The 24,755-nt window shown below is 54.2% G+C and carries 19 protein-coding genes, 3 tRNA genes and 3 rRNA genes; 9 read left to right on the forward strand and 16 right to left on the reverse strand.

The genetic code is table 11. From position 1 onward, the window contains the following. Positions 1-22: 22 nt before the first annotated feature. Positions 23-928 carry a DNA-binding transcriptional regulator YafC gene (gene yafC / locus V4835_RS19205; protein ID WP_063145492.1) on the forward strand — a complete coding sequence of 302 codons (906 nt, stop codon included), beginning with the start codon at positions 23-25 and terminating at the stop codon, positions 926-928. A 28-nt stretch (positions 929-956) separates the two neighbouring features. On the opposite strand, the gene dkgB is transcribed toward yafC, so the two are convergent. The 8 genes from dkgB to gmhB form a co-directional block, all read right to left on the reverse strand. Beyond that, complete coding sequence (dkgB, locus tag V4835_RS19210; protein WP_331413284.1) at positions 957-1,760, reverse strand: 2,5-didehydrogluconate reductase DkgB; 804 nt, start codon at positions 1,758-1,760, stop codon at positions 957-959. Positions 1,761-1,920: 160 nt separating this feature from the next. After that, positions 1,921-1,997, reverse strand: a tRNA-Asp gene (locus V4835_RS19215). A gap of 55 nt (positions 1,998-2,052) precedes the next feature. Further along, positions 2,053-2,168, reverse strand: a 5S ribosomal RNA gene (gene rrf, locus V4835_RS19220). Between the two features lie 74 nt (positions 2,169-2,242). Continuing rightward, a 23S ribosomal RNA gene (locus tag V4835_RS19225) occupies positions 2,243-5,149 on the reverse strand. A 180-nt stretch (positions 5,150-5,329) separates the two neighbouring features. Then, positions 5,330-5,405 (reverse strand) — tRNA-Ala (locus V4835_RS19230). A gap of 42 nt (positions 5,406-5,447) precedes the next feature. Then, a tRNA-Ile gene (locus V4835_RS19235) sits at positions 5,448-5,524 on the reverse strand. 69 nt (positions 5,525-5,593) lie between these two features. Beyond that, positions 5,594-7,133, reverse strand: a 16S ribosomal RNA gene (locus V4835_RS19240). Together the 16S, 23S and 5S rRNA genes with 3 tRNA genes alongside form the textbook arrangement of a ribosomal RNA operon. 368 nt (positions 7,134-7,501) lie before the next feature. Continuing rightward, on the reverse strand, positions 7,502-8,068 hold the full coding sequence (gmhB, locus tag V4835_RS19245) for a D-glycero-beta-D-manno-heptose 1,7-bisphosphate 7-phosphatase (RefSeq protein ID WP_063145202.1): 567 nt from the start codon (positions 8,066-8,068) through the stop codon (positions 7,502-7,504). Positions 8,069-8,256: 188 nt separating this feature from the next. Here gmhB and metN point away from each other — a divergent pair, with 188 nt between their 5' ends. From metN to proS, 6 genes are all read left to right on the forward strand, one after another. Further along, positions 8,257-9,288, forward strand: coding sequence for a methionine ABC transporter ATP-binding protein MetN (gene metN / locus V4835_RS19250; RefSeq protein ID WP_023334590.1), 1,032 nt, complete (start codon positions 8,257-8,259; stop codon positions 9,286-9,288). Then, a complete protein-coding gene (locus V4835_RS19255) occupies positions 9,281-9,934 on the forward strand; it encodes a methionine ABC transporter permease MetI (RefSeq protein ID WP_014168730.1) in 654 nt (217 codons plus the stop codon). The genes metN and V4835_RS19255 overlap by 8 nt, the downstream gene beginning before the upstream one ends. 40 nt (positions 9,935-9,974) lie before the next feature. Continuing rightward, positions 9,975-10,790, forward strand: coding sequence for a methionine ABC transporter substrate-binding lipoprotein MetQ (gene metQ / locus V4835_RS19260; protein WP_063145201.1), 816 nt, complete (start codon positions 9,975-9,977; stop codon positions 10,788-10,790). 106 nt (positions 10,791-10,896) lie between these two features. Continuing rightward, the gene (gene rcsF / locus V4835_RS19265) at positions 10,897-11,301 is read left to right on the forward strand and encodes an Rcs stress response system protein RcsF (RefSeq protein ID WP_008501883.1); all 405 of its coding nucleotides are present in this window, start codon (positions 10,897-10,899) and stop codon (positions 11,299-11,301) included. Further along, positions 11,298-12,005, forward strand: a complete 708-nt coding sequence (tsaA, locus tag V4835_RS19270) for a tRNA (N6-threonylcarbamoyladenosine(37)-N6)-methyltransferase TrmO (protein ID WP_063145200.1) — start codon at positions 11,298-11,300, stop codon at positions 12,003-12,005. The genes rcsF and tsaA overlap by 4 nt, the downstream gene beginning before the upstream one ends. A gap of 112 nt (positions 12,006-12,117) precedes the next feature. After that, the gene (proS, locus tag V4835_RS19275; RefSeq protein WP_033144681.1) at positions 12,118-13,836 is read left to right on the forward strand and encodes a proline--tRNA ligase; all 1,719 of its coding nucleotides are present in this window, start codon (positions 12,118-12,120) and stop codon (positions 13,834-13,836) included. A gap of 47 nt (positions 13,837-13,883) precedes the next feature. On the opposite strand, the gene nlpE is transcribed toward proS, so the two are convergent. From nlpE to V4835_RS19290, 3 genes are read right to left on the reverse strand one after another with little or no spacing between them, the layout of a single operon-like run. Further along, complete coding sequence (gene nlpE, locus V4835_RS19280) at positions 13,884-14,582, reverse strand: envelope stress response activation lipoprotein NlpE (protein WP_331413289.1); 699 nt, start codon at positions 14,580-14,582, stop codon at positions 13,884-13,886. A gap of 34 nt (positions 14,583-14,616) precedes the next feature. Continuing rightward, on the reverse strand, positions 14,617-15,039 hold the full coding sequence (gene arfB, locus V4835_RS19285) for an alternative ribosome rescue aminoacyl-tRNA hydrolase ArfB (protein WP_032649720.1): 423 nt from the start codon (positions 15,037-15,039) through the stop codon (positions 14,617-14,619). Beyond that, positions 15,036-15,581: a YaeQ family protein gene (locus V4835_RS19290; RefSeq protein ID WP_331413291.1), complete on the reverse strand. Its 546-nt coding sequence runs from the start codon at positions 15,579-15,581 to the stop codon at positions 15,036-15,038. The genes arfB and V4835_RS19290 overlap by 4 nt, the downstream gene beginning before the upstream one ends. A gap of 196 nt (positions 15,582-15,777) precedes the next feature. Here V4835_RS19290 and V4835_RS19295 point away from each other — a divergent pair, with 196 nt between their 5' ends. Both V4835_RS19295 and rof read left to right on the forward strand, forming a co-directional pair. Next, positions 15,778-15,978, forward strand: a complete 201-nt coding sequence (locus V4835_RS19295) for a YaeP family protein (protein WP_032667327.1) — start codon at positions 15,778-15,780, stop codon at positions 15,976-15,978. Continuing rightward, positions 15,965-16,225 carry a Rho-binding antiterminator gene (rof, locus tag V4835_RS19300; RefSeq protein WP_047346425.1) on the forward strand — a complete coding sequence of 87 codons (261 nt, stop codon included), beginning with the start codon at positions 15,965-15,967 and terminating at the stop codon, positions 16,223-16,225. Before V4835_RS19295 ends, rof begins: the two co-directional genes overlap by 14 nt. 28 nt (positions 16,226-16,253) lie before the next feature. Here rof and tilS read toward each other — a convergent pair whose 3' ends face one another. From tilS to dnaE, 5 genes are all read right to left on the reverse strand, one after another. Then, positions 16,254-17,543 (reverse strand): tRNA lysidine(34) synthetase TilS, encoded by a 1,290-nt coding sequence (tilS, locus tag V4835_RS19305; protein WP_331413297.1) that lies wholly within the window; start codon positions 17,541-17,543, stop codon positions 16,254-16,256. Positions 17,544-17,601: 58 nt separating this feature from the next. After that, positions 17,602-17,991: a VOC family protein gene (locus tag V4835_RS19310; protein WP_023334583.1), complete on the reverse strand. Its 390-nt coding sequence runs from the start codon at positions 17,989-17,991 to the stop codon at positions 17,602-17,604. A gap of 65 nt (positions 17,992-18,056) precedes the next feature. After that, positions 18,057-20,189, reverse strand: a complete 2,133-nt coding sequence (locus V4835_RS19315) for a lysine decarboxylase LdcC (RefSeq protein WP_331413299.1) — start codon at positions 20,187-20,189, stop codon at positions 18,057-18,059. Positions 20,190-20,289: 100 nt separating this feature from the next. Further along, entirely contained in the window at positions 20,290-21,249 is a 960-nt protein-coding gene (accA, locus tag V4835_RS19320; RefSeq protein WP_008501895.1) for an acetyl-CoA carboxylase carboxyl transferase subunit alpha, read from the reverse strand. Positions 21,250-21,261: 12 nt separating this feature from the next. Next, a complete protein-coding gene (gene dnaE, locus V4835_RS19325) occupies positions 21,262-24,744 on the reverse strand; it encodes a DNA polymerase III subunit alpha (protein WP_331413301.1) in 3,483 nt (1,160 codons plus the stop codon). Between the last annotated feature and the right edge of the window lie 11 nt (positions 24,745-24,755).

Consider the following 24,755-nt stretch of genomic DNA (forward strand, 5'->3'; position numbering starts at 1 on the left):
GAATTTTGCAGGTGGTGCAACAATGAAAGCAACATCGGAAGAGCTGACAATATTCGTCGCCGTCGTTGAAAGCGGCAGCTTTAGCCGCGCGGCCGAACAGCTGGGACAGGCTAATTCGGCCATCAGCCGCTCGGTAAAAAAACTGGAGATGAAGCTGGGGGTGAGTCTGCTCAACCGAACGACGCGGCAGCTGAGCCTGACGGAAGAAGGAGAGCGTTATTTCCGCCGCGTGCAGTCGGTACTGCAGGAGATGGCCGCAGCGGAGACGGAGATTATGGAGACCCGCAGCACGCCGCGTGGATTGCTGCGCATTGATGCAGCCACGCCGGTGGTGCTTCACTTTCTGATGCCGCTGATTAAACCTTTCCGAGAGCGCTATCCGGAGATGACTCTCTCGCTGGTCTCCTCAGAGACGTTTATTAACCTCATCGAGCGAAAAGTGGATGTGGCTATACGGGCGGGAACCCTGACAGATTCAAGCTTGCGTGCCCGCCCTCTGTTTGCCAGCTACCGCAAAATTATCGCATCACCAGACTATATTGCTGAGCATGGTAAACCGGAGACGGTAGAAGAATTGAAGCAGCATCTGTGCCTTGGCTTTACGGAGCCTGTTTCGCTGAACACCTGGCCTGTCGCCTGTCATGATGGTCAACTTCATGAAATTACCTGCGGATTATCGTCTAACAGCGGGGAAACGCTGAAGCAGCTGTGCCTTACCGGGAATGGCATCGCCTGTTTGTCGGATTACATGATTGATAAAGAAATTGCGCGCGGTGAGCTCGTGGAATTAATGGCCGATAAGCGTCTGCCGGTAGAGATGCCTTTTAGCGCGGTGTATTACAGTGACAGAGCGGTAAGCACGCGCATCCGGGCCTTTATTGACTTCCTGAGTGAACATATAAAAACAGCTCCCGAAGGAGCTGTGTGAGGGTTTAGAGTACAGAGGGGGGTTAATATCAATCCCAGTCAGGCGCTAAACCTTCCGGGCTTACCAGGCGATCGTTGCACTCGAGTGCTGCGATCGCTTTTTTATCGTCAGCATCCAGACGAAGATCCGTTGCTAACAGGTTGCTGGCCAGGTTTTCACGCTTAGTTGATGATGGGATCACGGCATAACCTTCACCCATTGCCCATGCCAGAATCACCTGCGCAGCAGTGGCGTTATGTTTCTCTGCGATACGCGTAATTACTTCATCTTTCAGTGCTTTACCGTAGGCCAGCGTCATGTATGAAGTGATGTGGATCCCGTGCTGTTTTGCCCAGTCCACGACTTTGCGGTTTTGCAGGTATGGAGACAGCTCAATCTGGTTGGTCGCAATATTTTCTGCGCCAACAGCGACAATGGCTTTTTCCATCAGCGGAATGGTGAAGTTGGAGATCCCAATTTCGCGGGTTAAGCCCTGCTTTTTCGCTTCCAGCAGCGCCTGCATGAATTCTTCTACTGAGACGGCATCATTCGGTGATGGCCAGTGGATCAGAGTCAGATCTACGTAATCAGTACGCAGTTTTTTCAGGCTCTCTTTCAGGCTAGGGATCAGCTTATCTTTGCTGAGATTCTCAATCCAGATTTTCGTAGTGATAAACAGTTCGTTACGCGGCACACCGCTCTCTTCGAGGGCTTGTCCAACGGCAGCTTCGTTTTCATAGATCTGTGCCGTATCAACTGCATGATAGCCCAGTTCGAGTGCGGTTTTAACTGATGCGATAACAACGTCGTCTTTCAGGCGGAAGGTGCCCAGACCAAATGCAGGGAGAGTCATAATATTCCTCAATCGTTATGTTCGTAAACTGAGGAAGATTATCGCTGGCCTTGTTATAGAGAAAAAGAGCGCAAAACGCAGAGGATTTTTGCTAATTTCGCAATAATTAAACGTCAGATAAGAAAAAAGCCCTGAGCGTTAGCTCAGGGCTTTTAATAAGTGGCGGAACGGACGGGACTCGAACCCGCGACCCCCTGCGTGACAGGCAGGTATTCTAACCGACTGAACTACCGCTCCACCGAAGACTGCTGTAACCACCGGATTTATGCACCGGCTTACTACTTAATTTGATGCCTGGCAGTTCCCTACTCTCACATGGGGAGACCCCACACTACCATCGGCGCTACGGCGTTTCACTTCTGAGTTCGGCATGGGGTCAGGTGGGACCACCGCGCTAAAGCCGCCAGGCAAATTCTGTTAAATCTGTATCAGGCTGAAATTGATCGTCTGTCTCTCGTCCGCCGAAACAGCTTCGGCGTTGTAAGGTTAAGCCTCACGGTTCATTAGTATCGGTTAGCTCAACGCATCGCTGCGCTTACACACCCGACCTATCAACGTCGTAGTCTTCAACGTTCCTTCAGGACTCTCAAGGAGTCAGGGAGAACTCATCTCGGGGCAAGTTTCGTGCTTAGATGCTTTCAGCACTTATCTTTTCCGCATTTAGCTACCGGGCAATGCCATTGGCATGACAACCCGAACACCAGTGATGCGTCCACTCCGGTCCTCTCGTACTAGGAGCAGCCCCCCCTCAATTCTCCAGCGCCCACGGCAGATAGGGACCGAACTGTCTCACGACGTTCTAAACCCAGCTCGCGTACCACTTTAAATGGCGAACAGCCATACCCTTGGGACCTACTTCAGCCCCAGGATGTGATGAGCCGACATCGAGGTGCCAAACACCGCCGTCGATATGAACTCTTGGGCGGTATCAGCCTGTTATCCCCGGAGTACCTTTTATCCGTTGAGCGATGGCCCTTCCATTCAGAACCACCGGATCACTATGACCTGCTTTCGCACCTGCTCGAGCCGTCACTCTCGCAGTCAAGCTAGCTTATGCCATTGCACTAACCTCCTGATGTCCGACCAGGATTAGCTAACCTTCGTGCTCCTCCGTTACTCTTTGGGAGGAGACCGCCCCAGTCAAACTACCCACCAGACACTGTCCGCAACCCGGATTACGGGTCTACGTTAGAACACCAGCCATTAAAGGGTGGTATTTCAAGGTCGGCTCCACGCAGACTGGCGTCCACGCTTCAAAGCCTCCCACCTATCCTACACATCAAGGACCAGTGTTCAGTGTCAAGCTATAGTAAAGGTTCACGGGGTCTTTCCGTCTTGCCGCGGGTACACTGCATCTTCACAGCGAGTTCAATTTCACTGAGTCTCGGGTGGAGACAGCCTGGCCATCATTACGCCATTCGTGCAGGTCGGAACTTACCCGACAAGGAATTTCGCTACCTTAGGACCGTTATAGTTACGGCCGCCGTTTACCGGGGCTTCGATCAAGAGCTTCGCGTTGCCGCTAACCCCATCAATTAACCTTCCGGCACCGGGCAGGCGTCACACCGTATACGTCCACTTTCGTGTTTGCACAGTGCTGTGTTTTTAATAAACAGTTGCAGCCAGCTGGTATCTTCGACTGATTTCAGCTCCACCCGCAGGGGCTTCACCTACATATCAGCGTGCCTTCTCCCGAAGTTACGGCACCATTTTGCCTAGTTCCTTCACCCGAGTTCTCTCAAGCGCCTTGGTATTCTCTACCTGACCACCTGTGTCGGTTTGGGGTACGATTTCGTGTTACCTGATGCTTAGAGGCTTTTCCTGGAAGCAGGGCATTTGTTACTTCAGCACCGTAGTGCCTCGTCATCACACCTCAGCGTTAGAAGAGTTCCGGATTTACCTAAAACTCCCGCCTACATGCTTAAACCGGGACAACCGTCGCCCGGCTAACATAGCCTTCTCCGTCCCCCCTTCGCAGTAACACCAAGTACAGGAATATTAACCTGTTTCCCATCGACTACGCCTTTCGGCCTCGCCTTAGGGGTCGACTCACCCTGCCCCGATTAACGTTGGACAGGAACCCTTGGTCTTCCGGCGTGCGGGCTTTTCACCCGCATTATCGTTACTTATGTCAGCATTCGCACTTCTGATACCTCCAGCACCCCTCACAGGACACCTTCAACGGCTTACAGAACGCTCCCCTACCCAACAACGCATAAGCGTCGCTGCCGCAGCTTCGGTGCATGGTTTAGCCCCGTTACATCTTCCGCGCAGGCCGACTCGACCAGTGAGCTATTACGCTTTCTTTAAATGATGGCTGCTTCTAAGCCAACATCCTGGCTGTCTGTGCCTTCCCACATCGTTTCCCACTTAACCATGACTTTGGGACCTTAGCTGGCGGTCTGGGTTGTTTCCCTCTTCACGACGGACGTTAGCACCCGCCGTGTGTCTCCCGTGATAACATTCTTCGGTATTCGTAGTTTGCATCGGGTTGGTAAGCCGGGATGGCCCCCTAGCCGAAACAGTGCTCTACCCCCGAAGATGAGTTCACGAGGCGCTACCTAAATAGCTTTCGGGGAGAACCAGCTATCTCCCGGTTTGATTGGCCTTTCACCCCCAGCCACAAGTCATCCGCTAATTTTTCAACATTAGTCGGTTCGGTCCTCCAGTTAGTGTTACCCAACCTTCAACCTGCCCATGGCTAGATCACCGGGTTTCGGGTCTATACCCTGCAACTTAACGCCCAGTTAAGACTCGGTTTCCCTTCGGCTCCCCTATACGGTTAACCTTGCTACAGAATATAAGTCGCTGACCCATTATACAAAAGGTACGCAGTCACACCACGAAGGTGCTCCCACTGCTTGTACGTACACGGTTTCAGGTTCTTTTTCACTCCCCTCGCCGGGGTTCTTTTCGCCTTTCCCTCACGGTACTGGTTCACTATCGGTCAGTCAGGAGTATTTAGCCTTGGAGGATGGTCCCCCCATATTCAGACAGGATACCACGTGTCCCGCCCTACTCTTCGAGTTCACAGCCTGTGTGCTTTCGTGTACGGGACTGTCACCCTGTACCGTGCGACTTTCCAGACGCTTCCACTAACACACAAGCTGATTCAGACTCTGGGCTGCTCCCCGTTCGCTCGCCGCTACTGGGGGAATCTCGGTTGATTTCTTTTCCTCGGGGTACTTAGATGTTTCAGTTCCCCCGGTTCGCCTCGTTAACCTATGTATTCAGTTAACGATAGTGCAACGAATTGCACTGGGTTTCCCCATTCGGACATCGCCGGGTCAAAGGTTCATATCACCTCGCCGGCGCTTTTCGCAGATTAGCACGTCCTTCATCGCCTCTGACTGCCAGGGCATCCACCGTGTACGCTTAGTCGCTTAACCTCACAACCCGAAGATGTTTCTTTCGATTCATCATCAAATTGCGAAAATTTGAGAGACTCGAACACACATAACATGTGTGTCGTTTCAATTTTCAGCTTGATCCAGATTTTTAAAGAGCAAAACTTCGCAGTGCACCTTTTCAGGTTCACTCTGAAGTTTTCTTGTGTTCGCAGTAAAAGATGGTGGAGCTATGCGGGATCGAACCGCAGACCTCCTGCGTGCAAAGCAGGCGCTCTCCCAGCTGAGCTATAGCCCCATCGTTTTTAATCTCTGTACCGCTCATCCTTTAAAAGGAGTTTGGTAGGCCTGAGTGGACTTGAACCACCGACCTCACCCTTATCAGGGGTGCGCTCTAACCACCTGAGCTACAAGCCTGCAGAGATTTTTACTGCTGTTTTTCATCAGACAATCTGTGTGAGCACTACAAAGGCAGGTTCTTTAAGGTAAGGAGGTGATCCAACCGCAGGTTCCCCTACGGTTACCTTGTTACGACTTCACCCCAGTCATGAATTACAAAGTGGTAAGCGCCCTCCCGAAGGTTAAGCTACCTACTTCTTTTGCAACCCACTCCCATGGTGTGACGGGCGGTGTGTACAAGGCCCGGGAACGTATTCACCGTAGCATTCTGATCTACGATTACTAGCGATTCCGACTTCATGGAGTCGAGTTGCAGACTCCAATCCGGACTACGACGCACTTTATGAGGTCCGCTTGCTCTCGCGAGGTCGCTTCTCTTTGTATGCGCCATTGTAGCACGTGTGTAGCCCTACTCGTAAGGGCCATGATGACTTGACGTCATCCCCACCTTCCTCCAGTTTATCACTGGCAGTCTCCTTTGAGTTCCCGGCCGAACCGCTGGCAACAAAGGATAAGGGTTGCGCTCGTTGCGGGACTTAACCCAACATTTCACAACACGAGCTGACGACAGCCATGCAGCACCTGTCTCAGAGTTCCCGAAGGCACCAATCCATCTCTGGAAAGTTCTCTGGATGTCAAGAGTAGGTAAGGTTCTTCGCGTTGCATCGAATTAAACCACATGCTCCACCGCTTGTGCGGGCCCCCGTCAATTCATTTGAGTTTTAACCTTGCGGCCGTACTCCCCAGGCGGTCGACTTAACGCGTTAGCTCCGGAAGCCACTCCTCAAGGGAACAACCTCCAAGTCGACATCGTTTACGGCGTGGACTACCAGGGTATCTAATCCTGTTTGCTCCCCACGCTTTCGCACCTGAGCGTCAGTCTTTGTCCAGGGGGCCGCCTTCGCCACCGGTATTCCTCCAGATCTCTACGCATTTCACCGCTACACCTGGAATTCTACCCCCCTCTACAAGACTCTAGCCTGCCAGTTTCGAATGCAGTTCCCAGGTTGAGCCCGGGGATTTCACATCCGACTTGACAGACCGCCTGCGTGCGCTTTACGCCCAGTAATTCCGATTAACGCTTGCACCCTCCGTATTACCGCGGCTGCTGGCACGGAGTTAGCCGGTGCTTCTTCTGCGGGTAACGTCAATTGCTGAGGTTATTAACCTCAACACCTTCCTCCCCGCTGAAAGTACTTTACAACCCGAAGGCCTTCTTCATACACGCGGCATGGCTGCATCAGGCTTGCGCCCATTGTGCAATATTCCCCACTGCTGCCTCCCGTAGGAGTCTGGACCGTGTCTCAGTTCCAGTGTGGCTGGTCATCCTCTCAGACCAGCTAGGGATCGTCGCCTAGGTGAGCCGTTACCCCACCTACTAGCTAATCCCATCTGGGCACATCTGATGGCAAGAGGCCCGAAGGTCCCCCTCTTTGGTCTTGCGACATTATGCGGTATTAGCTACCGTTTCCAGTAGTTATCCCCCTCCATCAGGCAGTTTCCCAGACATTACTCACCCGTCCGCCGCTCGTCACCCAGGAGCAAGCTCCCTGTGCTACCGCTCGACTTGCATGTGTTAGGCCTGCCGCCAGCGTTCAATCTGAGCCATGATCAAACTCTTCAATTTAAGTTTGATGCTCGTGAATTAAACTTCGTAATGAATTACGTATGTTCACTCAGAGACTTGGTATTCATTTTTCGTCTTGCGACGTTAAGAATCCATGTCACTTTGAGTGCCCACACAGATTGTCTGATAAATTGTTAAAGAGCAGTGCAACGCGGCTTTCGCTCACCGTTGCGAGGTGGCGTATATTACGCTTTCCTCTTTCAGAGTCAACCCGTTATTTCAGGATTTTTTCTCTTCAACCGACCGGGTTGTTTGTGAAGTGATTCACATGTTCCGTGTCGATGGAGGCGCATTATAGGGGGCCGCAGAGGAATGACAAGCGGAAAAATGCATTTTTATTTCAACCGCTCATCTTTTCACCAAAAAGGCTATTTTTGGTGCTTTTTAATCTCTTTTGGCAGATCGGCCAGGCTATTAATCACCCAATCCGCTGCATTTTCTGCTTCTGGCGTCACTGGCTTACCGGTGCGAACTAATATTTTGGTCCCTACACCCGCGGCAGCGGCTGCCTGCATATCTTCCAGTTTGTCGCCCACCATATAAGAAGCAGCCATATCGATATGCAGGAACTCCTGCGCAGAGATGAACATCCCCGGATGCGGCTTACGGCAGTCACAGGTCTGACGATACTCTTCTACTGTTCCCTGCGGGTGGTGCGGACAATAGTAGATACCGTCGAGATCCACGCCGCGGTCGGCCAGCGACCAGTCCATCCATTCCGTCAGCGTCTCGAACTGCGCTTCGGTGAATTTACCGCGAGCAATACCGGACTGGTTCGTCACCACCACCAGCGCATAGCCCATCTCTTTCAGCTGGCGCATGGCATCTATTACGCCCTCGATAAACTCGAACTCATCAATCTCATGGACATAACCGTGATCCACATTAATAGTGCCGTCACGATCGAGAAAAATTGCGGGTACTGATTTTGCCACCGGTTTGCTCCTGAAAAAGGCATGTTCGACTAGTATCTCATGAATCACAGCGCAATAAAGTGCTCATCGTACAGAGTTGGATTGATTTAGACGTCTGGATGCCTTAACATCCGTTTTGTTTACGGTCATCACCCGTATCTGGCAGAAGAAAATGCCACGGCTAACTTACATACGATAAAAATAATCTAATGATTAAACTTTCCAATATCACCAAAGTGTTCCAGCAGGGGAACCGAACCATTCAGGCGCTGAACAACGTCAGCCTGCATGTTCCTGCTGGTCAAATTTATGGCGTCATTGGCGCATCGGGTGCAGGTAAAAGCACGCTGATTCGTTGTGTTAACCTGCTTGAGCGCCCAACCCAGGGCAGCGTAGAAGTTGGCGGCCAGGAACTTACCGCTCTCTCAGAAAAAGAACTCACCAAAGCGCGTCGTCAGATTGGCATGATCTTCCAGCACTTTAACCTGCTGGCCTCCCGCACCGTGTTCGGCAACGTTGCCTTACCGCTTGAGCTGGATAACACGCCAAAAGAAGAAGTGAAGCGTCGCGTTACCGAGCTGCTCGACCTTGTGGGTCTGGGCGACAAACATGATAGCTACCCGGCAAATCTGTCCGGTGGGCAAAAACAGCGTGTGGCCATTGCACGCGCGCTGGCAAGCAATCCTAAGGTACTGCTGTGTGATGAAGCCACCAGCGCACTGGATCCGGCAACCACGCGTTCGATTCTGGAACTGCTGAAAGACATTAACCGTCGCCTGGGCCTGACGATCCTCCTTATTACGCACGAGATGGACGTGGTGAAACGCATCTGTGACTGCGTGGCGGTCATCAGCAACGGTGAGCTGATCGAGCAGGACACGGTAAGTGAAGTGTTCTCGCATCCGAAGACGCCGCTGGCGCAGCAGTTCATCCAGTCCACGCTGCATCTGGATATCCCGGAAGATTATCTGGAACGCCTGAAAACCGAACCGACGGCAGACAGCGTCCCGATGCTGCGCATGGAGTTCACCGGTCAGTCCGTTGACGCCCCCCTGCTTTCCGAAACCGCGCGTCGCTTTAACGTGAACAACAACATTATCAGCGCGCAGATGGATTACGCCGGTGGCGTGAAGTTCGGCATCATGCTGACAGAAATGCACGGCACGCAAGAAGAAACCCAGGCCGCGATTGCCTGGCTGCAAGAACACCACGTAAAAGTAGAGGTACTGGGTTATGTCTGAGCCGATGATGTGGCTGCTGGTTCGCGGCGTTTGGGAAACGCTGGCAATGACCTTTGTCTCTGGCTTCTTTGGTTTTGTGATTGGCCTGCCGGTCGGCGTATTGCTGTACGTGACGCGTCCTGGTCAAATCATTGAGAACGCGAAACTGTACCGTACGCTCTCTGCGCTGGTGAACATCTTCCGTTCTATTCCCTTCATTATTCTGCTGGTGTGGATGATTCCGTTTACCCGCGTAATCGTCGGTACGTCTATCGGTCTGCAGGCGGCCATCGTTCCGTTGACCGTGGGGGCTGCGCCGTTTATCGCCCGTATGGTGGAAAACGCCCTGCTGGAGATCCCGACAGGTCTGATTGAAGCTTCCCGTGCAATGGGCGCAACGCCGATGCAGATCGTGCGCAAAGTCCTGCTCCCGGAAGCACTGCCGGGCCTGGTGAACGCGGCAACCATCACGCTCATCACGCTGGTCGGTTATTCCGCAATGGGTGGTGCAGTTGGCGCTGGCGGTTTAGGTCAGATTGGTTACCAGTACGGCTATATTGGATATAACGCTACCGTGATGAATACCGTTCTGGTATTGCTGGTTGTTCTGGTTTATTTAATCCAGTTCTCTGGCGATCGCATCGTCCGGACCGTTACTCACAAATAACGTTACACACAACACAAACTCGACGAGTTAAGGATAAAACATGGCGTTTAAATTAAAGACCTTTGCAGCAGTAGGCGCGCTGATCGGCTCTCTGGCACTGGTGGGCTGCGGTCAGGACGAAAAAGATCCAAACCACATTAAAGTGGGCGTTATCGTGGGTGCAGAACAACAGGTTGCTGAAGTTGCTCAGAAAGTGGCAAAAGAGAAGTATGGCCTGGACGTTGAGCTGGTGACCTTCAACGATTACGTTCTGCCGAACGAAGCGCTGAGCAAAGGCGATATCGACGCCAACGCCTTCCAGCACAAACCATACCTGGACCAGCAGATCAAAGACCGTGGCTATAAACTGGTAGGTGTCGGTAACACCTTCGTTTATCCAATTGCTGGTTACTCTAAAAAAATCAAATCGCTCGACGAGCTGCAGCCTGGCTCTCAGGTCGCTATTCCAAACGACCCAACTAACCTTGGCCGTTCCCTGCTGCTGCTGCAGAAAGTGGGCCTGATCAAACTGAAAGACGGTGTTGGCCTGCTGCCAACCGTGCTGGACGTTACCGAAAACCCGAAAAATCTGAAACTGGTTGAGCTGGAGGCACCACAGCTGCCACGCTCTCTGGACGATGCACAGATTGCTCTGGCGGTTATCAACACCACTTATGCGAGCCAGATTGGCCTGACCCCTGCGAAAGACGGTATCTTCGTTGAAGATAAAGACTCCCCGTACGTTAACCTGATCGTGACTCGCGAAGACAACAAAGACGCGGAAAACGTGAAGAAATTCGTTCAGGCTTATCAGTCTGATGAAGTTTACCAGGAAGCCAACAAAGTGTTTAACGGCGGCGCTGTTAAAGGCTGGTAATCTCACCTCAGTGTAATATCATCAGGACGGGCTTATGCCCGTCTTGTCATTTGTGCAGTCAACTGATTCAATATCTGACGTTTTGATTATCCATTGAGGAACTATTATGCGTGCTTTACCGATCTGTCTTTTAGCACTCATGCTGAGCGGCTGTTCTATGCTAAGCAGATCTCCCGTTGAACCTGTTCAAAGCACGGCAACCCCGCCAAAAACCGAGCCTGCGAAACCGAAAGTGGTTCGCCCTGCGCCGGTTCGCATTATCACGAAAGCAGACGAACTCGTCGGTAAACCGTTCCGTGAACTGGGCGAAGTGAGCGGCGAATCCTGCCAGGCGACCAACCAGGACTCACCACCGAATATTCCGACAGCGCGTAAACGTATGCAGATTAATGCTGCAAAAATGAAGGCCAACGCGGTCCTGCTGCACAGCTGTGAAGTCACCAGCGGCACGCCGGGCTGCTACCGTCAGGCGGTTTGCATCGGTTCTGCGCTGAACATCACGGCGAAATGAGTGCATTTCAGTTCGAGCAGATAGGCGTTATCCACTCTCCTTATAAAGAGAAGTTCGCCGTCCCCCGCCAGCCCGGTCTTGTGACCAGCGGAAGCGGTGAGCTTCACCTGATTGCGCCTTACAATCAGGCCGATGCGGTACGCGGGCTCGAGGCTTTCAGCCATTTATGGGTGGTGTTCGTGTTTCACCAGACGATGGAAGGCGGCTGGCGTCCGACCGTGCGCCCTCCTCGTCTTGGCGGAAATGCGAGAATGGGCGTGTTTGCGACTCGCTCGACCTTCCGCCCAAACCCGGTTGGAATGTCGCTGGTTGAACTGAAAGGTATACGTTGCCAGAAAGATCGGGTGATACTGGAGTTAGGTAGCCTGGACCTGGTAGACGGCACGCCGGTAATCGACATCAAACCCTATTTGCCCTTCGCCGAAGCCCTCCCTGACGCGCGTGCAAGCTATGCTCAGGACGCACCGCAGGCGGACATGCCTGTTTATTTTACGCCTGAGATAACCGCGCAGCTCGGTCAACTGGAGAAACGCTATCCTCGCTTACGGGATTTCATCACTGAAGTTCTGGCACAGGACCCTCGTCCGGCCTACCGTAAAGAAGAGGAAGCAGGAAAATCGTACGCCGTCTGGCTGCTCGATTTTAACGTTCGCTGGCGCGTTACCGGGGCAGGTTTTGAAGTGTTTGCCCTTGAACCCAGGTAATTTTGTTCTCCTCTCTTTTGGCATCTTTGCCACACTGGTAAACTAAACCACTTTTTTTGTGTCAGGCTGGTGTTTCAGCCTGTTCCAATCGTCGAAATGGAACCGTAACAACATGCGTACTAGCCAATATCTGCTCTCCACTCTGAAGGAGACGCCTGCCGACGCCGAAGTGATCAGCCATCAGCTGATGCTGCGCGCCGGGATGATCCGCAAGCTGGCCTCCGGGTTATATACCTGGCTGCCGACCGGCGTGCGCGTCCTGAAAAAAGTCGAAAACATCGTGCGTGAAGAGATGAACAACGCCGGTGCTATCGAGGTGTCCATGCCTGTGGTTCAGCCCGCTGACCTGTGGCAGGAGAGTGGCCGTTGGGAACAATATGGTCCTGAACTGCTGCGCTTCGTCGATCGCGGCGAGCGTCCGTTCGTTCTCGGCCCAACGCATGAAGAAGTCATTACCGACCTGATTCGTAATGAGCTGAGCTCTTACAAACAGCTGCCGCTGAACTTCTTCCAGATCCAGACCAAGTTCCGTGACGAAGTTCGCCCACGTTTCGGCGTCATGCGCTCTCGCGAATTCCTGATGAAAGATGCCTACTCTTTCCATACCTCTCAGGAATCACTGCAAGAGACTTACGACGCAATGTATGCGGCATACAGCAAAATCTTCTCCCGCATGGGTCTGGATTTCCGTGCTGTGCAGGCTGATACCGGCTCCATCGGCGGTAGCGCATCCCATGAGTTCCAGGTACTGGCACAGAGCGGAGAAGACGATGTGATCTTCTCTGACTCTTCAGACTACGCGGCGAACATCGAATTTGCAGAAGCGCTGGCACCAAAAGAACCACGCGGCGCGGCAACGCAAGAGATGACGCTGGTTGATACGCCAAACGCGAAAACCATCGCCGAGCTGGTTGAGCAGTTCAATCTGCCAGTCGAAAAAACCGTGAAAACGCTGCTGGTGAAATCCACCGAAGGTAGCGCTTACCCGCTAGTTGCCCTGCTGGTGCGTGGCGATCATGAGCTGAACGAAGTAAAAGCCGAGAAACTGCCGCAGGTAGCCAGCCCGCTGACGTTCGCAACGGAAGCGGAAATCCGCGCCGTGGTGAATGCGGGTCCAGGTTCACTGGGTCCAGTCAATCTGCCGGTGCCGGTTGTTATTGACCGCACGGTTGCTGCAATGAGCGACTTCTCTGCAGGTGCGAACATCGACGGTAAACATTACTTCGGCATCAACTGGGATCGCGACGTGGCGACGCCGGAAGTGGCTGACATCCGTAACGTGGTTGCAGGCGATCCAAGCCCGGACGGTCAGGGTACCCTGATGATTAAGCGCGGCATCGAAGTCGGCCACATCTTCCAGCTGGGCGATAAATACTCTCGCGCGCTGAACGCTGCTGTTCAGGGTGAAGATGGCCGTAACCAGATCCTGACCATGGGTTGCTACGGTATCGGGGTGACGCGCGTGGTGGCTGCGGCGATTGAGCAGAACTATGACGAGCGCGGCATCGTCTGGCCGGACAATATTGCGCCGTTCCAGGTGGCTATTCTGCCAATGAACATGCACAAGTCTTACCGCGTGCAGGAGCTGGCCGAGAAGCTGTATGCCGAGCTGCGCGCTCAGGGAATCGAAGTGCTGATGGATGACCGTAAAGAGCGTCCGGGCGTGATGTTTGCCGATATGGAACTGATCGGTATCCCGCACACCGTCGTCATCGGCGACCGCAACCTCGACAGCGATGAGATTGAATACAAATACCGTCGCAGCGGCGAAAAACAGATGATCAAGACCGGCGACATTCTTGATTACCTGGTGAAAGCCATCAAAGGCTAAACAAAAAACCCCGCTCAGGCGGGGTTTTTTAATGGCTCAACGTCAGCTTATTTACTGTTACAGTCTTTGCCCGCGACAAACTTCGCGTCTTTATCTGCCACCAGCGTTTTCACCATCTCTCCGCTATCCGGGTTTGGCTCCAGCGTAAAGTGACCGTCAACCGTCAGCAATACCGGCTTGCTGTCATTGCCGCGTGCCACAGCGTAATCACGTTCAAGCTGCGCATTGTTTGCCACGCTGACCTTCCTGCCGGTTGCGCAGTCGGTAAAGATCGCCGCATCCGCCATATAGAAGTACATCCCCCGCATTGCCATTGGCGTTGCAGGCAGGGCCGCTTTCACCGGGGCTAGCGTGTAGTTGAACTGGGATTGAATAGGGTTACCTTCGCGGTCGAGCATCTCCATGCTGTCACCTTTAGGACGGAACCAGGTTTTCTCACCGGAGGTATCCGTCAGGACCAGCTTCTCCGCCGTACGCGCCCATGTTCCATAAGTCGCAAAAGAAGAAGGCTCTTTAGCGCCCTGATAGCGCTGATTCATCACCCAGGTGCCATCTTTTTGCAGGAACAGAGACGTTTCAATACCTTCGCAGTCTGCGCAAGGCAATACGCCGCGCCAGCTTTGCTGCATCGGTTTTAATTCTTCCGTTTGCGTGGGTTGTAAAACCTGCGTTTCAGAGCGGTTGTTACACCCGAAAAGCGCAAACAGCGTACTCACTGCCAGCGCTGACCATAATACTTTTTTCACAATGAATTCCTTATGAAAAGTGTGTTCCCTATCGTCACTCTGTCGGGCGACGAACTTTACCGCGTAATGCTTTCACTGTGGATTTTTGGGCCTTCGAGGACAACCGACGCTCTTTCGATGCGCGGGTTGGCCGCGTTGCCCGGCGGCTTTTTTGTACTGCCGTTAACTCTTTGATGACCGCCACCAGCCTGGCTATCGCCGCTTCCCGGTTGAGCTCCTGGCTGCGGTATTCCTGAGCTTTGATCACAATCACGCCATCGCTGGTAATAAGGTGATGACTGGCGGCGAGCAGACTTTCTTTATAATACTCTGGCAGGCTTGAGGCCCGAATGTCAAAACGCAAATGGATAGCCGTCGACGCCTTGTTGACATGTTGCCCACCAGCCCCCTGCGCACGAATGGCGGTGATTTCCAGCTCGTTGTCAGGAATGCTGACGTTTCGGGACAAGACGATCATGACGCGGGTTGCCACGCCGTTAAATGAATTTCCAGATTATTCTGAGAATCAGAGAGCCAGATTACGCCATCCTGAATCGTCGCCTGCAAAACCATGGTCCGGCTGGCAAAGTCGCTCAACTGCGCCAGCTGCTCATCATCCAGATACCAGACCGTGAGATTTTTAAACTGTCCGCACTTGCTCTTGTTTTGCTGCCACCAGATCTCCGCAGCGCGCTGATTATAGGCGAATAAGGCCACTTTAGCGGACTGGGTGCAGGCCTTCTTAATTCTGCGCTCGTCCGGCAGTCCAAGTTCGATCCACAAATCGATACCCAGATGATCGTTGCGCAGCCAGGCTTCAGGCTCGTCTTCTGCGCTTAACCCACGGGTAAACTGCAAACGCTCGTCGGCATACTTAATCCACGCCAGCAGGCGCAGCATCATGCGCTCCTGGGTTTCAGAGGGGTGGCGTGCCAGAGTAAGCGACGCGTCCAGGAACTGGTTGCGATCCAGATCGGCCACATTGACCACTGCTTTATAAATTGTCGCTTTCAGCGCCATGAGAGAACTCCATTCGAATCAGGCGCACATTGTAGCGAAAACCGCGGCAAAAGGCTGTTACTGGGTGTTAAATACACCACTATCAAGGCTCTGATATTGCTTAAATGAGTATGGTATAGTCACCTTGCTAAACCGAGTTTATCTTCGTAGGCTTAATGATATCTCACAGTAAGTCAGTGCGCTGGCGGGAGGGGATGTGAATAATTATTGTGAGTTAATTCGCAAACGGTATGCGGAAATCGCCAGCGGAGATCTGGGGTATGTCCCGGACGCGTTGGGCTGTGTATTGAAGGTGCTTAATGAAGTGGCCTCCGATGAGGGCCTTTCAGAGTCGGTCAGGGAAAAAGCAGCGTATGCTGCGGCGAATTTACTGGTGAGCGATTATGTCGATGAATGAAACTTATCAACCCATCAATTGTGATGACTATGACAACCTCGAACTCGCCTGCCAGCATCACTTAATACTGACGCTGGAGCTAAAAGATGGCGAAGTGTTGAAGGGGAAAGCCAGCGATCTGGTTTCACGTAAGAATGTGGAATATCTGATAGTGGAAGATGCCGGTGCAACGCGTGAGCTGCGTCTGGACAAAATAGCCAGCTTCAGCCACCCGCAAATCGGCACCGTCGTGGTAAGCGAATCCTGATGACACTAACGGGCAGCCTGGCTGCCCGTTACGCTTTCTGCCACTCAAAACGGACACCCTCTTTTGACCACCCCTCTTCCGTAATGAAAATCCCTGCCGCAGCGATAGGCGTTTCACCGTAGAACAGTAGCGGCGTGGTGTCGCGCAGCCACGGCGGCACGTTACACTCTTGCCATATTTTCTTCAGCTTCCGCCCCCCGTTGCGCCCGACGATATGCAGCATACCACCGGCCTTAAAGCGCACGGTGACCGGTTCACCGGGCTTCGGCAGCCGCACGTGACCAGACGGCAGGAGAGAGACGCGTCCTGCCTCACAGGGCAATATCAGCGGTGCGTCAGGAGAAAGCCAGTCGAGCACCACATCGGTCAGTGAGGGCGTGGATTTTATCCACCAGAGTTCCCCTTTATACCGTCTAACCTCAAATCCGTTCAGGTGGACGCATGGGGAAGCATCATCCCGTGCCAGGGCGACTTCGTCCCAGATACGGCTCAGCATCGCCCGCGACGGCATCGCGGCGCGATGAGAGGCCAGCCAGCGTCGTAACAGCGCGGCGCGACGTACCGGGCTCATAGCTATCATCGGTGCGATCGCTAACGCCCCGTCAGCAGAAATGAGTCCAGCTAGCTCGTCGCTCAACAGCTCATCCAGCAGCGATTCCTGTTCGGCACACAGCATGGCGCTTCTTGCCGTCGCGTCGGCGAAATGCGGCCAGCGGTCGCCTAAAAGCGGGAGGACGCGCAGGCGCAGGAAGTTACGGTCATAGCCGTCATCCTGGTTACTCTCATCTTCGATCCAGCTCAGCTGATGTTCTCGCGCCCAGGCTTCCAGTGAGGCACGCGTCTCGCCAAGCAGCGGACGCAGTAACGTTGTGCCGGCAAATTCAGAACGCGCCGGCATGGCAGAAAGCCCCGCCGGCCCGCTGCCCCGCTTAAGCGCCAGCAGAAAGGTTTCACACTGATCGTCCAGATGCTGGGCCGTGACCAGCGCTTCTCCAGTACGTAATGCCCCGGCAAACGCGGCATAGCGGGCTTTACGCGCCTGCGCCTCGATGCCCAGTCCTTCCTCCGCAAGCGTAACGCGCTCAACGCGGAGCGGGATCGCCCACGCCGCACACAAGGCTTCACAGTGCGCCACCCACTCCTCTGCGTGGGGACTTAATCCGTGGTGGATGTGTATAGCCCGAAGCTGGACGTCAGGTTCCCGATCGCGCCAGCACTTAAGGCGATGCAGCAACACGGTGGAATCCAGTCCACCGCTAAACCCCACCAGCAGCTGGCGGTACGGTGAAACGGCTTGTGCGATAGCGGGTAAGGTCATAGGAGATTACACATAAAAAATGCCCGAACTGAGCGGGCATTATCACACAGGACAACCATTACTGCTGATAAAGCTCCAGCGGCAGGCCGTCTGGGTCGTTGAAAAAGGTAAAGCGCTTGTCGGTGAAGGGATCGACGCGAATCGCTTCGCACGTCACGCCGTGCGCTTCCAGATGTTTGACGGCGCTATCCAGGTCATCGACGCTAAAGGCAAGATGACGCAGGCCACAGGCTTCCGGGCGGGACGGACGCGCAGGCGGAAAAGGAAAAGAGAACAGCTCAATCACATATTGCCCGTTTAACGCCAGGTCGCCCTTCCAGGAGTCACGCTCCTCGCGGTAGGCCTCGCTCATGAGCGTAAAGCCCAGGATGTCGCAGTAGAAGGCCTTACTTTTCGCGTAATCGGTCGCAATGATCGCAATATGATGAACAGCTTTTAAACCCAGCATAGCTTCTCCTTTTTATGATGCCTGAACGTTACAACCGAAAACCCGCGCCTGGCAAGCGGTCACCCTTATTTTAGGACTCGCACCCAGTAAACGCCGTTCTCGTCGCGCTTCGCACCGTGGATATCGGTCTCAAAGCCCGGATAATGGCGCCCGACAGAGCAGAGCATCAGCAGGAAATCGAGCACGGCCCGACTCTCTTCGGTAATCATCTCTCCCGGCATCAGGAGCGGTACGCCCGGCGGGTAAGGCAGGATCATGTTAGCCGATACGCGCCCGACCAGGTTTTCCAGCTCGACGGTTTCGACCTCCCCTTTCACCTGGCGCTGCCACGCCTTGTGCGGGGTAAACTTCATCTCCGGTAAGACATCGAACGCCTGAAGCATCAGACGCGGCAGATCGTGCTGACGGATCAGCCTGTGGATCCCCTGGGCCAGATCCTGAATGCGCATATTACGGTAGAAGTCGGGATCCTCCGCGTAGAGATCCGGGAGCATATTCTTCACCCGCAGGTTGAGATCGTAGGCGCGCTTAAACTCCATCAGCCCGCGCAACAACCCCATCGCCCGGGTTTTATCAATGCCAATACTGAACAGGAACAGCAGGTTATAGGGACCGGTTTTCTCCACTACCACGCCACGTTCATCAAGGAATTTCGCCACCAGCGCGGCCGGAATGCCCTCATCGCCCATCCTGCCCTGCTCATCCATGCCCGGCGTCAGGATCGTCACTTTGACCGGGTCGAGGAACATATGGTCGCTATCGGCATCCCGGAAGCCATGCCAGTCTTCGCCGGGCGAGACGGGCCAGCATTCGGCTTCATCAATCTCTTCCGGCTGCCAGATATCAAAGAACCAGCCGTCGGCTTCATCTTTCAGCCGCTGAACCTCTTTGCGGAAATGCAGCGCGCGCTCCACCGAACGATTGATGAGGCGTTTGCCCGGATTGCCGCGCAGCATCGCCGCGGCCGTTTCGATGGAGGCCACCAGCGGATAGCTCGGTGAGGTGGTGGTATGCATCATAAAGGCTTCGTTGAACGTGTCTTCGTCGTACTCGCCTTTGATGTGAATAAGCGAAGCCTGGGAAAACGCCGCCAGCATTTTATGCGTCGACTGCGTTTCGAAGAACACTTTACCCGGCACGCGTTCACCGCTCATGCCGCTTTTACCGGCGTAAATCGGGTGGAAGTTGGTATACGGCACCCATGCGGAGTCGAAGTGGATCGACGGCACGTCCAGCGTCTTTTTGATCCAGTCCGTGTTGTACAGCAGACCGTCATAGGTCGAGTTGGTGATCACCGCATGGACAGGCCAGCTTGCGCCGGGAACTGCCGCGACCTTGCTTTCAATAGCGTCATGGGTGAACTCCCGGCGCGGAATGCCGCCAAGAATACCGAGCGCGTTACGCGTCGGTGACAGCCAGATCGGTACGACGTCGCTCATCATCAGCAAGTGTGCCAGCGATTTATGGCAGTTACGGTCAATCAGCAGGGTGCTGCCAGCGGGCGCAGCGTACATCCCGACGATTTTGTTCGAGGTCGAGGTGCCGTTGGTCACCATATAGCTCTGCTCGGCGCCAAAGGTGCGGGCGATATACTCTTCAGCTTCCAGATGCGGGCCGGTGTGATCCAGCAAAGAGCCTAATTCGGTGACTGAAATCGACACGTCCGCTTTCAGCGTGTTGCCACCAAAGAAATCATAGAACAGGCAGCCCACCGGGCTTTTTTGATAAGCCGTTCCCGCCATATGACCCGGCGTACAGAAGGTATATTTACCCTCCTTCACGTAGGTGAAAAGCGCCCGGGTAAACGGTGGCGTAATGTTATCGAGGTACTCACCGGTATATTGCTGAATTCGGGTCGCAATATCTTCCGCCACGCCGAGGGAATATTCAAAAAACCACAGCGCCATACGCATATCATTGGCGCTGACGTCCATGGTGGAGTGGGTATTAATAAATGCGTACAGCGGGAGGTATTCGTTCAGCTTGTTGATATCGCTGCACAGGTCGAGATCGTATTCGTCCCAGTCGAAGATCACGCCGCAGATACGCGGGTTATGCTCGATGAACTTCAGCAGGTCGGCGCTGTTGTGCGGCCAGATTAGCTGATACCCGCGCGACTGCAGGGCTTGCTCCAGCTCCTTAATTGGCTCATCTTTATAAAAGACGCCGTGTGGCCCCATAATGGCAATGATATTCATGGGCTTCCTCCTTAAAAAACATTAGCTAAGCATAGCCCGGCTAAACCGCAGGTATAAAAAAAGCCGCAACAGTGTGCGGCTTTTCAGATAATTGTGAAGCTTACGCGTAACCGTAGGTCATCAGACGCTGGTAACGGCGGTTGAGCAGATCTTCTTTGCTCAGCACGTCCAGATCCGCCAGGTCAGCCAGCAGCTGCGCTTTCAGAGAAGCCGCCATCACTTCCGGCTTACGATGCGCACCACCCAGCGGTTCCGGGATGATGGAATCGATCAGCTTAAGCTCTTTCAGGCGTGGCGCAATGATGCCCATTGCTTCTGCAGCCAGCGGCGCTTTGTCGGCGCTTTTCCACAGAATGGACGCGCAGCCTTCCGGGGAGATAACGGAATAGGTGCTGTACTGCAGCATATTCACTTTATCGCCCACGCCAATCGCCAGCGCACCGCCGGAACCACCCTCGCCGATAACGGTACAGATGACCGGCACCTTCAGACGAGACATCTCGCGCAGGTTGCGCGCGATAGCTTCAGACTGACCGCGCTCTTCCGCGCCCACGCCAGGGTATGCACCCGGGGTGTCGATGAAGGTGATGATTGGCATATTGAAACGCTCAGCCATCTCCATCAGACGCAGGGCCTTACGGTAGCCTTCTGGTGCTGGCATACCAAAGTTACGACGGATTTTCTCTTTGGTTTCACGACCTTTCTGATGACCAATGATCATCACCGGGCGTCCGTCCAGACGCGCGATGCCGCCAACGATAGCTTTATCGTCCGCGTATGCGCGATCGCCTGCCAGTTCGTCAAATTCGTCAAACGCCAGGCGGACATAATCCAGGGTGTACGGACGCTGTGGATGGCGAGCCAGCTGGGCCACCTGCCATGCGCCGAGATCGGCAAAGATTTTGCGCGTCAGCTCTACGCTTTTCTCGCGCAGACGATGCACTTCTTCGTCGATGTTAATATCCAGTTTTTCATCCTGACGGCTTACCGCTGTCAGAGAATCGATTTTCGCTTCCAGCTCAGCAATCGGCTGTTCGAAATCAAGGAAATTCAGACTCATAGTATTCCTGTATTAGTCAAACTCCAGTTCCACCTGCTCCGAACCAATGAGGCCACGGAGATCGTTCAGTAAACGATCGCTCGGAGAGACACGCCACGTTGCACCAAAGCGCAACCGCGCACGTGCATCCGCCCTCTGATAGTAGAGATGTACTGGAATTGTCCCCGAGCGGTGGGGTTCCAGAGACTGACGGAGTCGGTTTAAAAGCTGGTCATCAATTTGCCTGTCCGTCAGCGAGATAGCAAGCCCGCGAGCATATTTTTCCCGGGCTTCGTCAATGTCCATCACTTCGCGGGCGGTCATTTTAAGCCCCCCGCTGAAGTCATCAAAGCTGACCTGTCCGCTGACGATAAGTATGCGGTCTTTTTCCAGCAATTGCTGGTATTTATCCAGCGCGTCGGTGAACAACATCACCTCCAGACGCCCGGAACGGTCATCCAACGTACAGATGCCGATACGATTGCCGCGCTTGGTGACCATAACCCTTGCGGCAATCACGAGCCCCGCAGCCGTGGTGATTTTACCACGTTCTGTCGGATGCATGTCTTTAAGCCTGTGGCCGCCGACATAGCGCTCAATTTCTTTGATGTATTGGTTGATCGGGTGCCCCGTCAGGTACAAGCCTAACGTCTCACGCTCCCCATCCAGTACCACCTGTTCTGGCCACGGCTGGCAGTTGGAATAAGATTGCTCGATCTGCTCTGGCTCTTCCGCCAGCACCCCGAACATATCCGCCTGACCAATGGCTTCCGCTTTTGCATGCTGATCCGCCGCTTTCAGCGCGTCGCCGAGAGAGTTCATCAGCGCGGCGCGGTGCGGCCCCAGCCTGTCAAACGCGCCGGACATGATCAGTTTTTCCAGTACGCGACGGTTGAGTTTTTTGGTGTCGGTACGGGCGCAGAGATCGAACAGCTCGCGGAAATACCCGCCGTTGTTACGCGCCTCAATGATCGCCTCGATCGGACCTTCACCCACGCCTTTGATCGCGCCGATCCCGTAAACGATCTCTCCGTCGTCGTTAACGTGGAAATGGTAGAGGCCTGAGTTAATATCCGGCGGCAGGATCTTAAGCCCCATGCGCCAGCACTCGTCCACCAGGCCCACCACCTTCTCGGTGTTGTCCATATCGGCCGTCATTACCGCCGCCATAAATTCGGCAGGATAGTGTGCTTTCAGCCACAGCGTTTGATACGACACCAAAGCATAGGCGGCGGAGTGGGATTTGTTAAATCCGTACCCGGCGAATTTCTCCACCAGGTCAAAGATCTTAATCGCCAGTTCACCGTCAATGCCGTTTTTTCTCGCGCCTTCTTCGAAAGTGCCTCGCTGCTTGGCCATCTCTTCCGGCTTTTTCTTACCCATCGCACGACGCAGCATATCCGCGCCGCCGAGGGTATAGCCGGAAAGCACCTGGGCAATCTGCATGACCTGTTCCTGATACAGGATGATGCCGTAGGTTGGCTCCAGTACCGGCTTCAGGCTTTCATGCTGCCACTGAACGTCCGGGTAAGAAATCTCTTCGCGCCCGTGCTTACGGTCGATAAAGTTATCTACCATCCCTGACTGCAGAGGGCCCGGACGGAACAGGGCAACCAGTGCGATCATATCTTCGAAGCAGTCGGGCTGCAGACGTTTAATCAGATCTTTCATGCCGCGCGATTCAAGCTGGAAGACCGCGGTGGTCTCCGAGCGCTGCAGCATGTCGAAACTTTTCTTGTCATCCAGCGGGATGGCGGCAATGTCTATCGGCTCAAGGCCCTGCTTCTCCCGGCGCGGGTTGATCATCTTCAGCGCCCAGTCGATGATCGTCAGCGTACGCAGGCCGAGGAAGTCAAACTTCACCAGCCCGGCGTATTCCACGTCGTTCTTATCAAACTGAGTAACCGGATGTTCACCCGCTTCATCGCAGTAGAGCGGCGCGAAGTCGGTAATTTTGGTCGGCGCGATAACCACGCCTCCCGCATGCTTACCGGCGTTACGCGTGACGCCTTCCAGCTTGCGCGCCATGTCGATCAGTGCTTTAACTTCTTCGTCGGCTTCGTAGATTTCCGGCAGCTGAGGCTCGGCTTCAAACGCTTTTGCCAGCGTCATGCCCGGATCGGGCGGCACCAGCTTAGAAATACGATCGACAAACCCGTACGGGTGGCCCAGCACGCGGCCAACGTCACGGATAACCGCTTTCGCCGCCATCGTACCGAACGTAATAATCTGCGATACCGCATCACGGCCGTACATATCGGCGACGTGCTCGATCACCTGATCGCGTTTCTCCATGCAGAAGTCGACGTCAAAATCGGGCATGGAAACACGTTCCGGGTTGAGGAAACGTTCGAACAGCAGGTCGAATTCCAGCGGATCGAGGTCGGTAATTTTAAGCGCATAGGCCACAAGCGATCCTGCACCGGAGCCACGCCCCGGTCCGACCGGTACGCCGTTATCCTTCGACCACTGGATAAACTCCATGACGATCAGGAAGTAGCCCGGGAAGCCCATCTGGTTGATCACCTGGAGTTCAATATCCAGGCGTTCATCGTACGGCGGACGCTTCTCTTTGCGAACGGCCTCATCCGGGAACAGAAATTCCAGACGCTCTTCCAGACCTTCTTTTGATTTTGCGACCAGGAAATCTTCCGTGGTCATATCACCCGTCGGGAACTGCGGCAGGAAGTATTCGCCGAGGCGGACGGTAACGTTACAGCGCTTGGCGATCTCTACGCTGTTTTCCAGCGCTTCAGGAATATCGGAGAAGAGTTCACACATCTCCTCCTCGCTGCGCATGTACTGTTGAGCGGAGTAATTACGCGGCCGTTTGGGATCGTCCAGCGTGAAGCCATCGTGGATCGCCACGCGAATTTCGTGAGCGTCAAAATCCCCCGGCTCGAGGAAGCGCACATCGTTTGTCGCGACGACGGGCAGCCCGCGTTCTTCCGCAAGTGCGACCGCCGCATGCAGATAGCTCTCTTCGTCCTGCCGACCGGTGCGGATCAGCTCCAGATAATAACGATCCGGGAAGTGCTCTTCATAGAACGAGACGCATTGATCCACCAGCGCGCTATTGCCGCGCAGCAGGCATTTGCCGACATCCCCCATACGGCCGCCCGAGATCAGCAGCAGCCCTTCGTTCAGCTCAGCCAGCCAGTCCCTGTCGATCCACGGGCCCAGCGCACCGTATCCGCGCTGATAGGCTTTTGAGATAAGCAGAGTAAGGTTTTGATAGCCCGCGTTGTTCATCGCCAGCACGGAGATTTGCGTCAATTCATCGCCGACGAGATCGCTTTGCACATGAAAATCTGCGCCGACGATAGGCTTCATCCCCGCGCCGTGTGCCGTTCCGTAGAACTTCACCAGGCCACACAGGTTGGTAAAATCGGTGATCGCCAGCGCGGGCATGCCAAGGGAGGCCGCCTTTTTTACCAGCGGCCCGGTCTTCGCCAGCCCATCGATCATGGAGTAGTCGCTATGCACCCGCAGGTGTACGAAACGTGGTTCAGCCATCTTCAGATTCC

The organism is Enterobacter cloacae complex sp. CARB60 (assembly GCF_036487345.1).
Lineage (GTDB): Bacteria > Pseudomonadota > Gammaproteobacteria > Enterobacterales > Enterobacteriaceae > Enterobacter > Enterobacter asburiae_D.

Coding starts and splice junctions, on each gene's coding strand:
- yafC (WP_063145492.1), top strand. CDS start 23: ATGAAAGCAACATCGGAAGAGCTGACAATATTCGTCGCCGTCGTTGAA.
- dkgB (WP_331413284.1), bottom strand. CDS start 1,760: ATGACTCTCCCTGCATTTGGTCTGGGCACCTTCCGCCTGAAAGACGAC.
- metN (WP_023334590.1), top strand. CDS start 8,257: ATGATTAAACTTTCCAATATCACCAAAGTGTTCCAGCAGGGGAACCGA.
- V4835_RS19255 (WP_014168730.1), top strand. CDS start 9,281: ATGTCTGAGCCGATGATGTGGCTGCTGGTTCGCGGCGTTTGGGAAACG.
- metQ (WP_063145201.1), top strand. CDS start 9,975: ATGGCGTTTAAATTAAAGACCTTTGCAGCAGTAGGCGCGCTGATCGGC.
- rcsF (WP_008501883.1), top strand. CDS start 10,897: ATGCGTGCTTTACCGATCTGTCTTTTAGCACTCATGCTGAGCGGCTGT.
- tsaA (WP_063145200.1), top strand. CDS start 11,298: ATGAGTGCATTTCAGTTCGAGCAGATAGGCGTTATCCACTCTCCTTAT.
- proS (WP_033144681.1), top strand. CDS start 12,118: ATGCGTACTAGCCAATATCTGCTCTCCACTCTGAAGGAGACGCCTGCC.
- arfB (WP_032649720.1), bottom strand. CDS start 15,039: ATGATCGTCTTGTCCCGAAACGTCAGCATTCCTGACAACGAGCTGGAA.
- V4835_RS19290 (WP_331413291.1), bottom strand. CDS start 15,581: ATGGCGCTGAAAGCGACAATTTATAAAGCAGTGGTCAATGTGGCCGAT.
- rof (WP_047346425.1), top strand. CDS start 15,965: ATGTCGATGAATGAAACTTATCAACCCATCAATTGTGATGACTATGAC.
- tilS (WP_331413297.1), bottom strand. CDS start 17,543: ATGACCTTACCCGCTATCGCACAAGCCGTTTCACCGTACCGCCAGCTG.
- V4835_RS19310 (WP_023334583.1), bottom strand. CDS start 17,991: ATGCTGGGTTTAAAAGCTGTTCATCATATTGCGATCATTGCGACCGAT.
- V4835_RS19315 (WP_331413299.1), bottom strand. CDS start 20,189: ATGAATATCATTGCCATTATGGGGCCACACGGCGTCTTTTATAAAGAT.
- accA (WP_008501895.1), bottom strand. CDS start 21,249: ATGAGTCTGAATTTCCTTGATTTCGAACAGCCGATTGCTGAGCTGGAA.
- dnaE (WP_331413301.1), bottom strand. CDS start 24,744: ATGGCTGAACCACGTTTCGTACACCTGCGGGTGCATAGCGACTACTCC.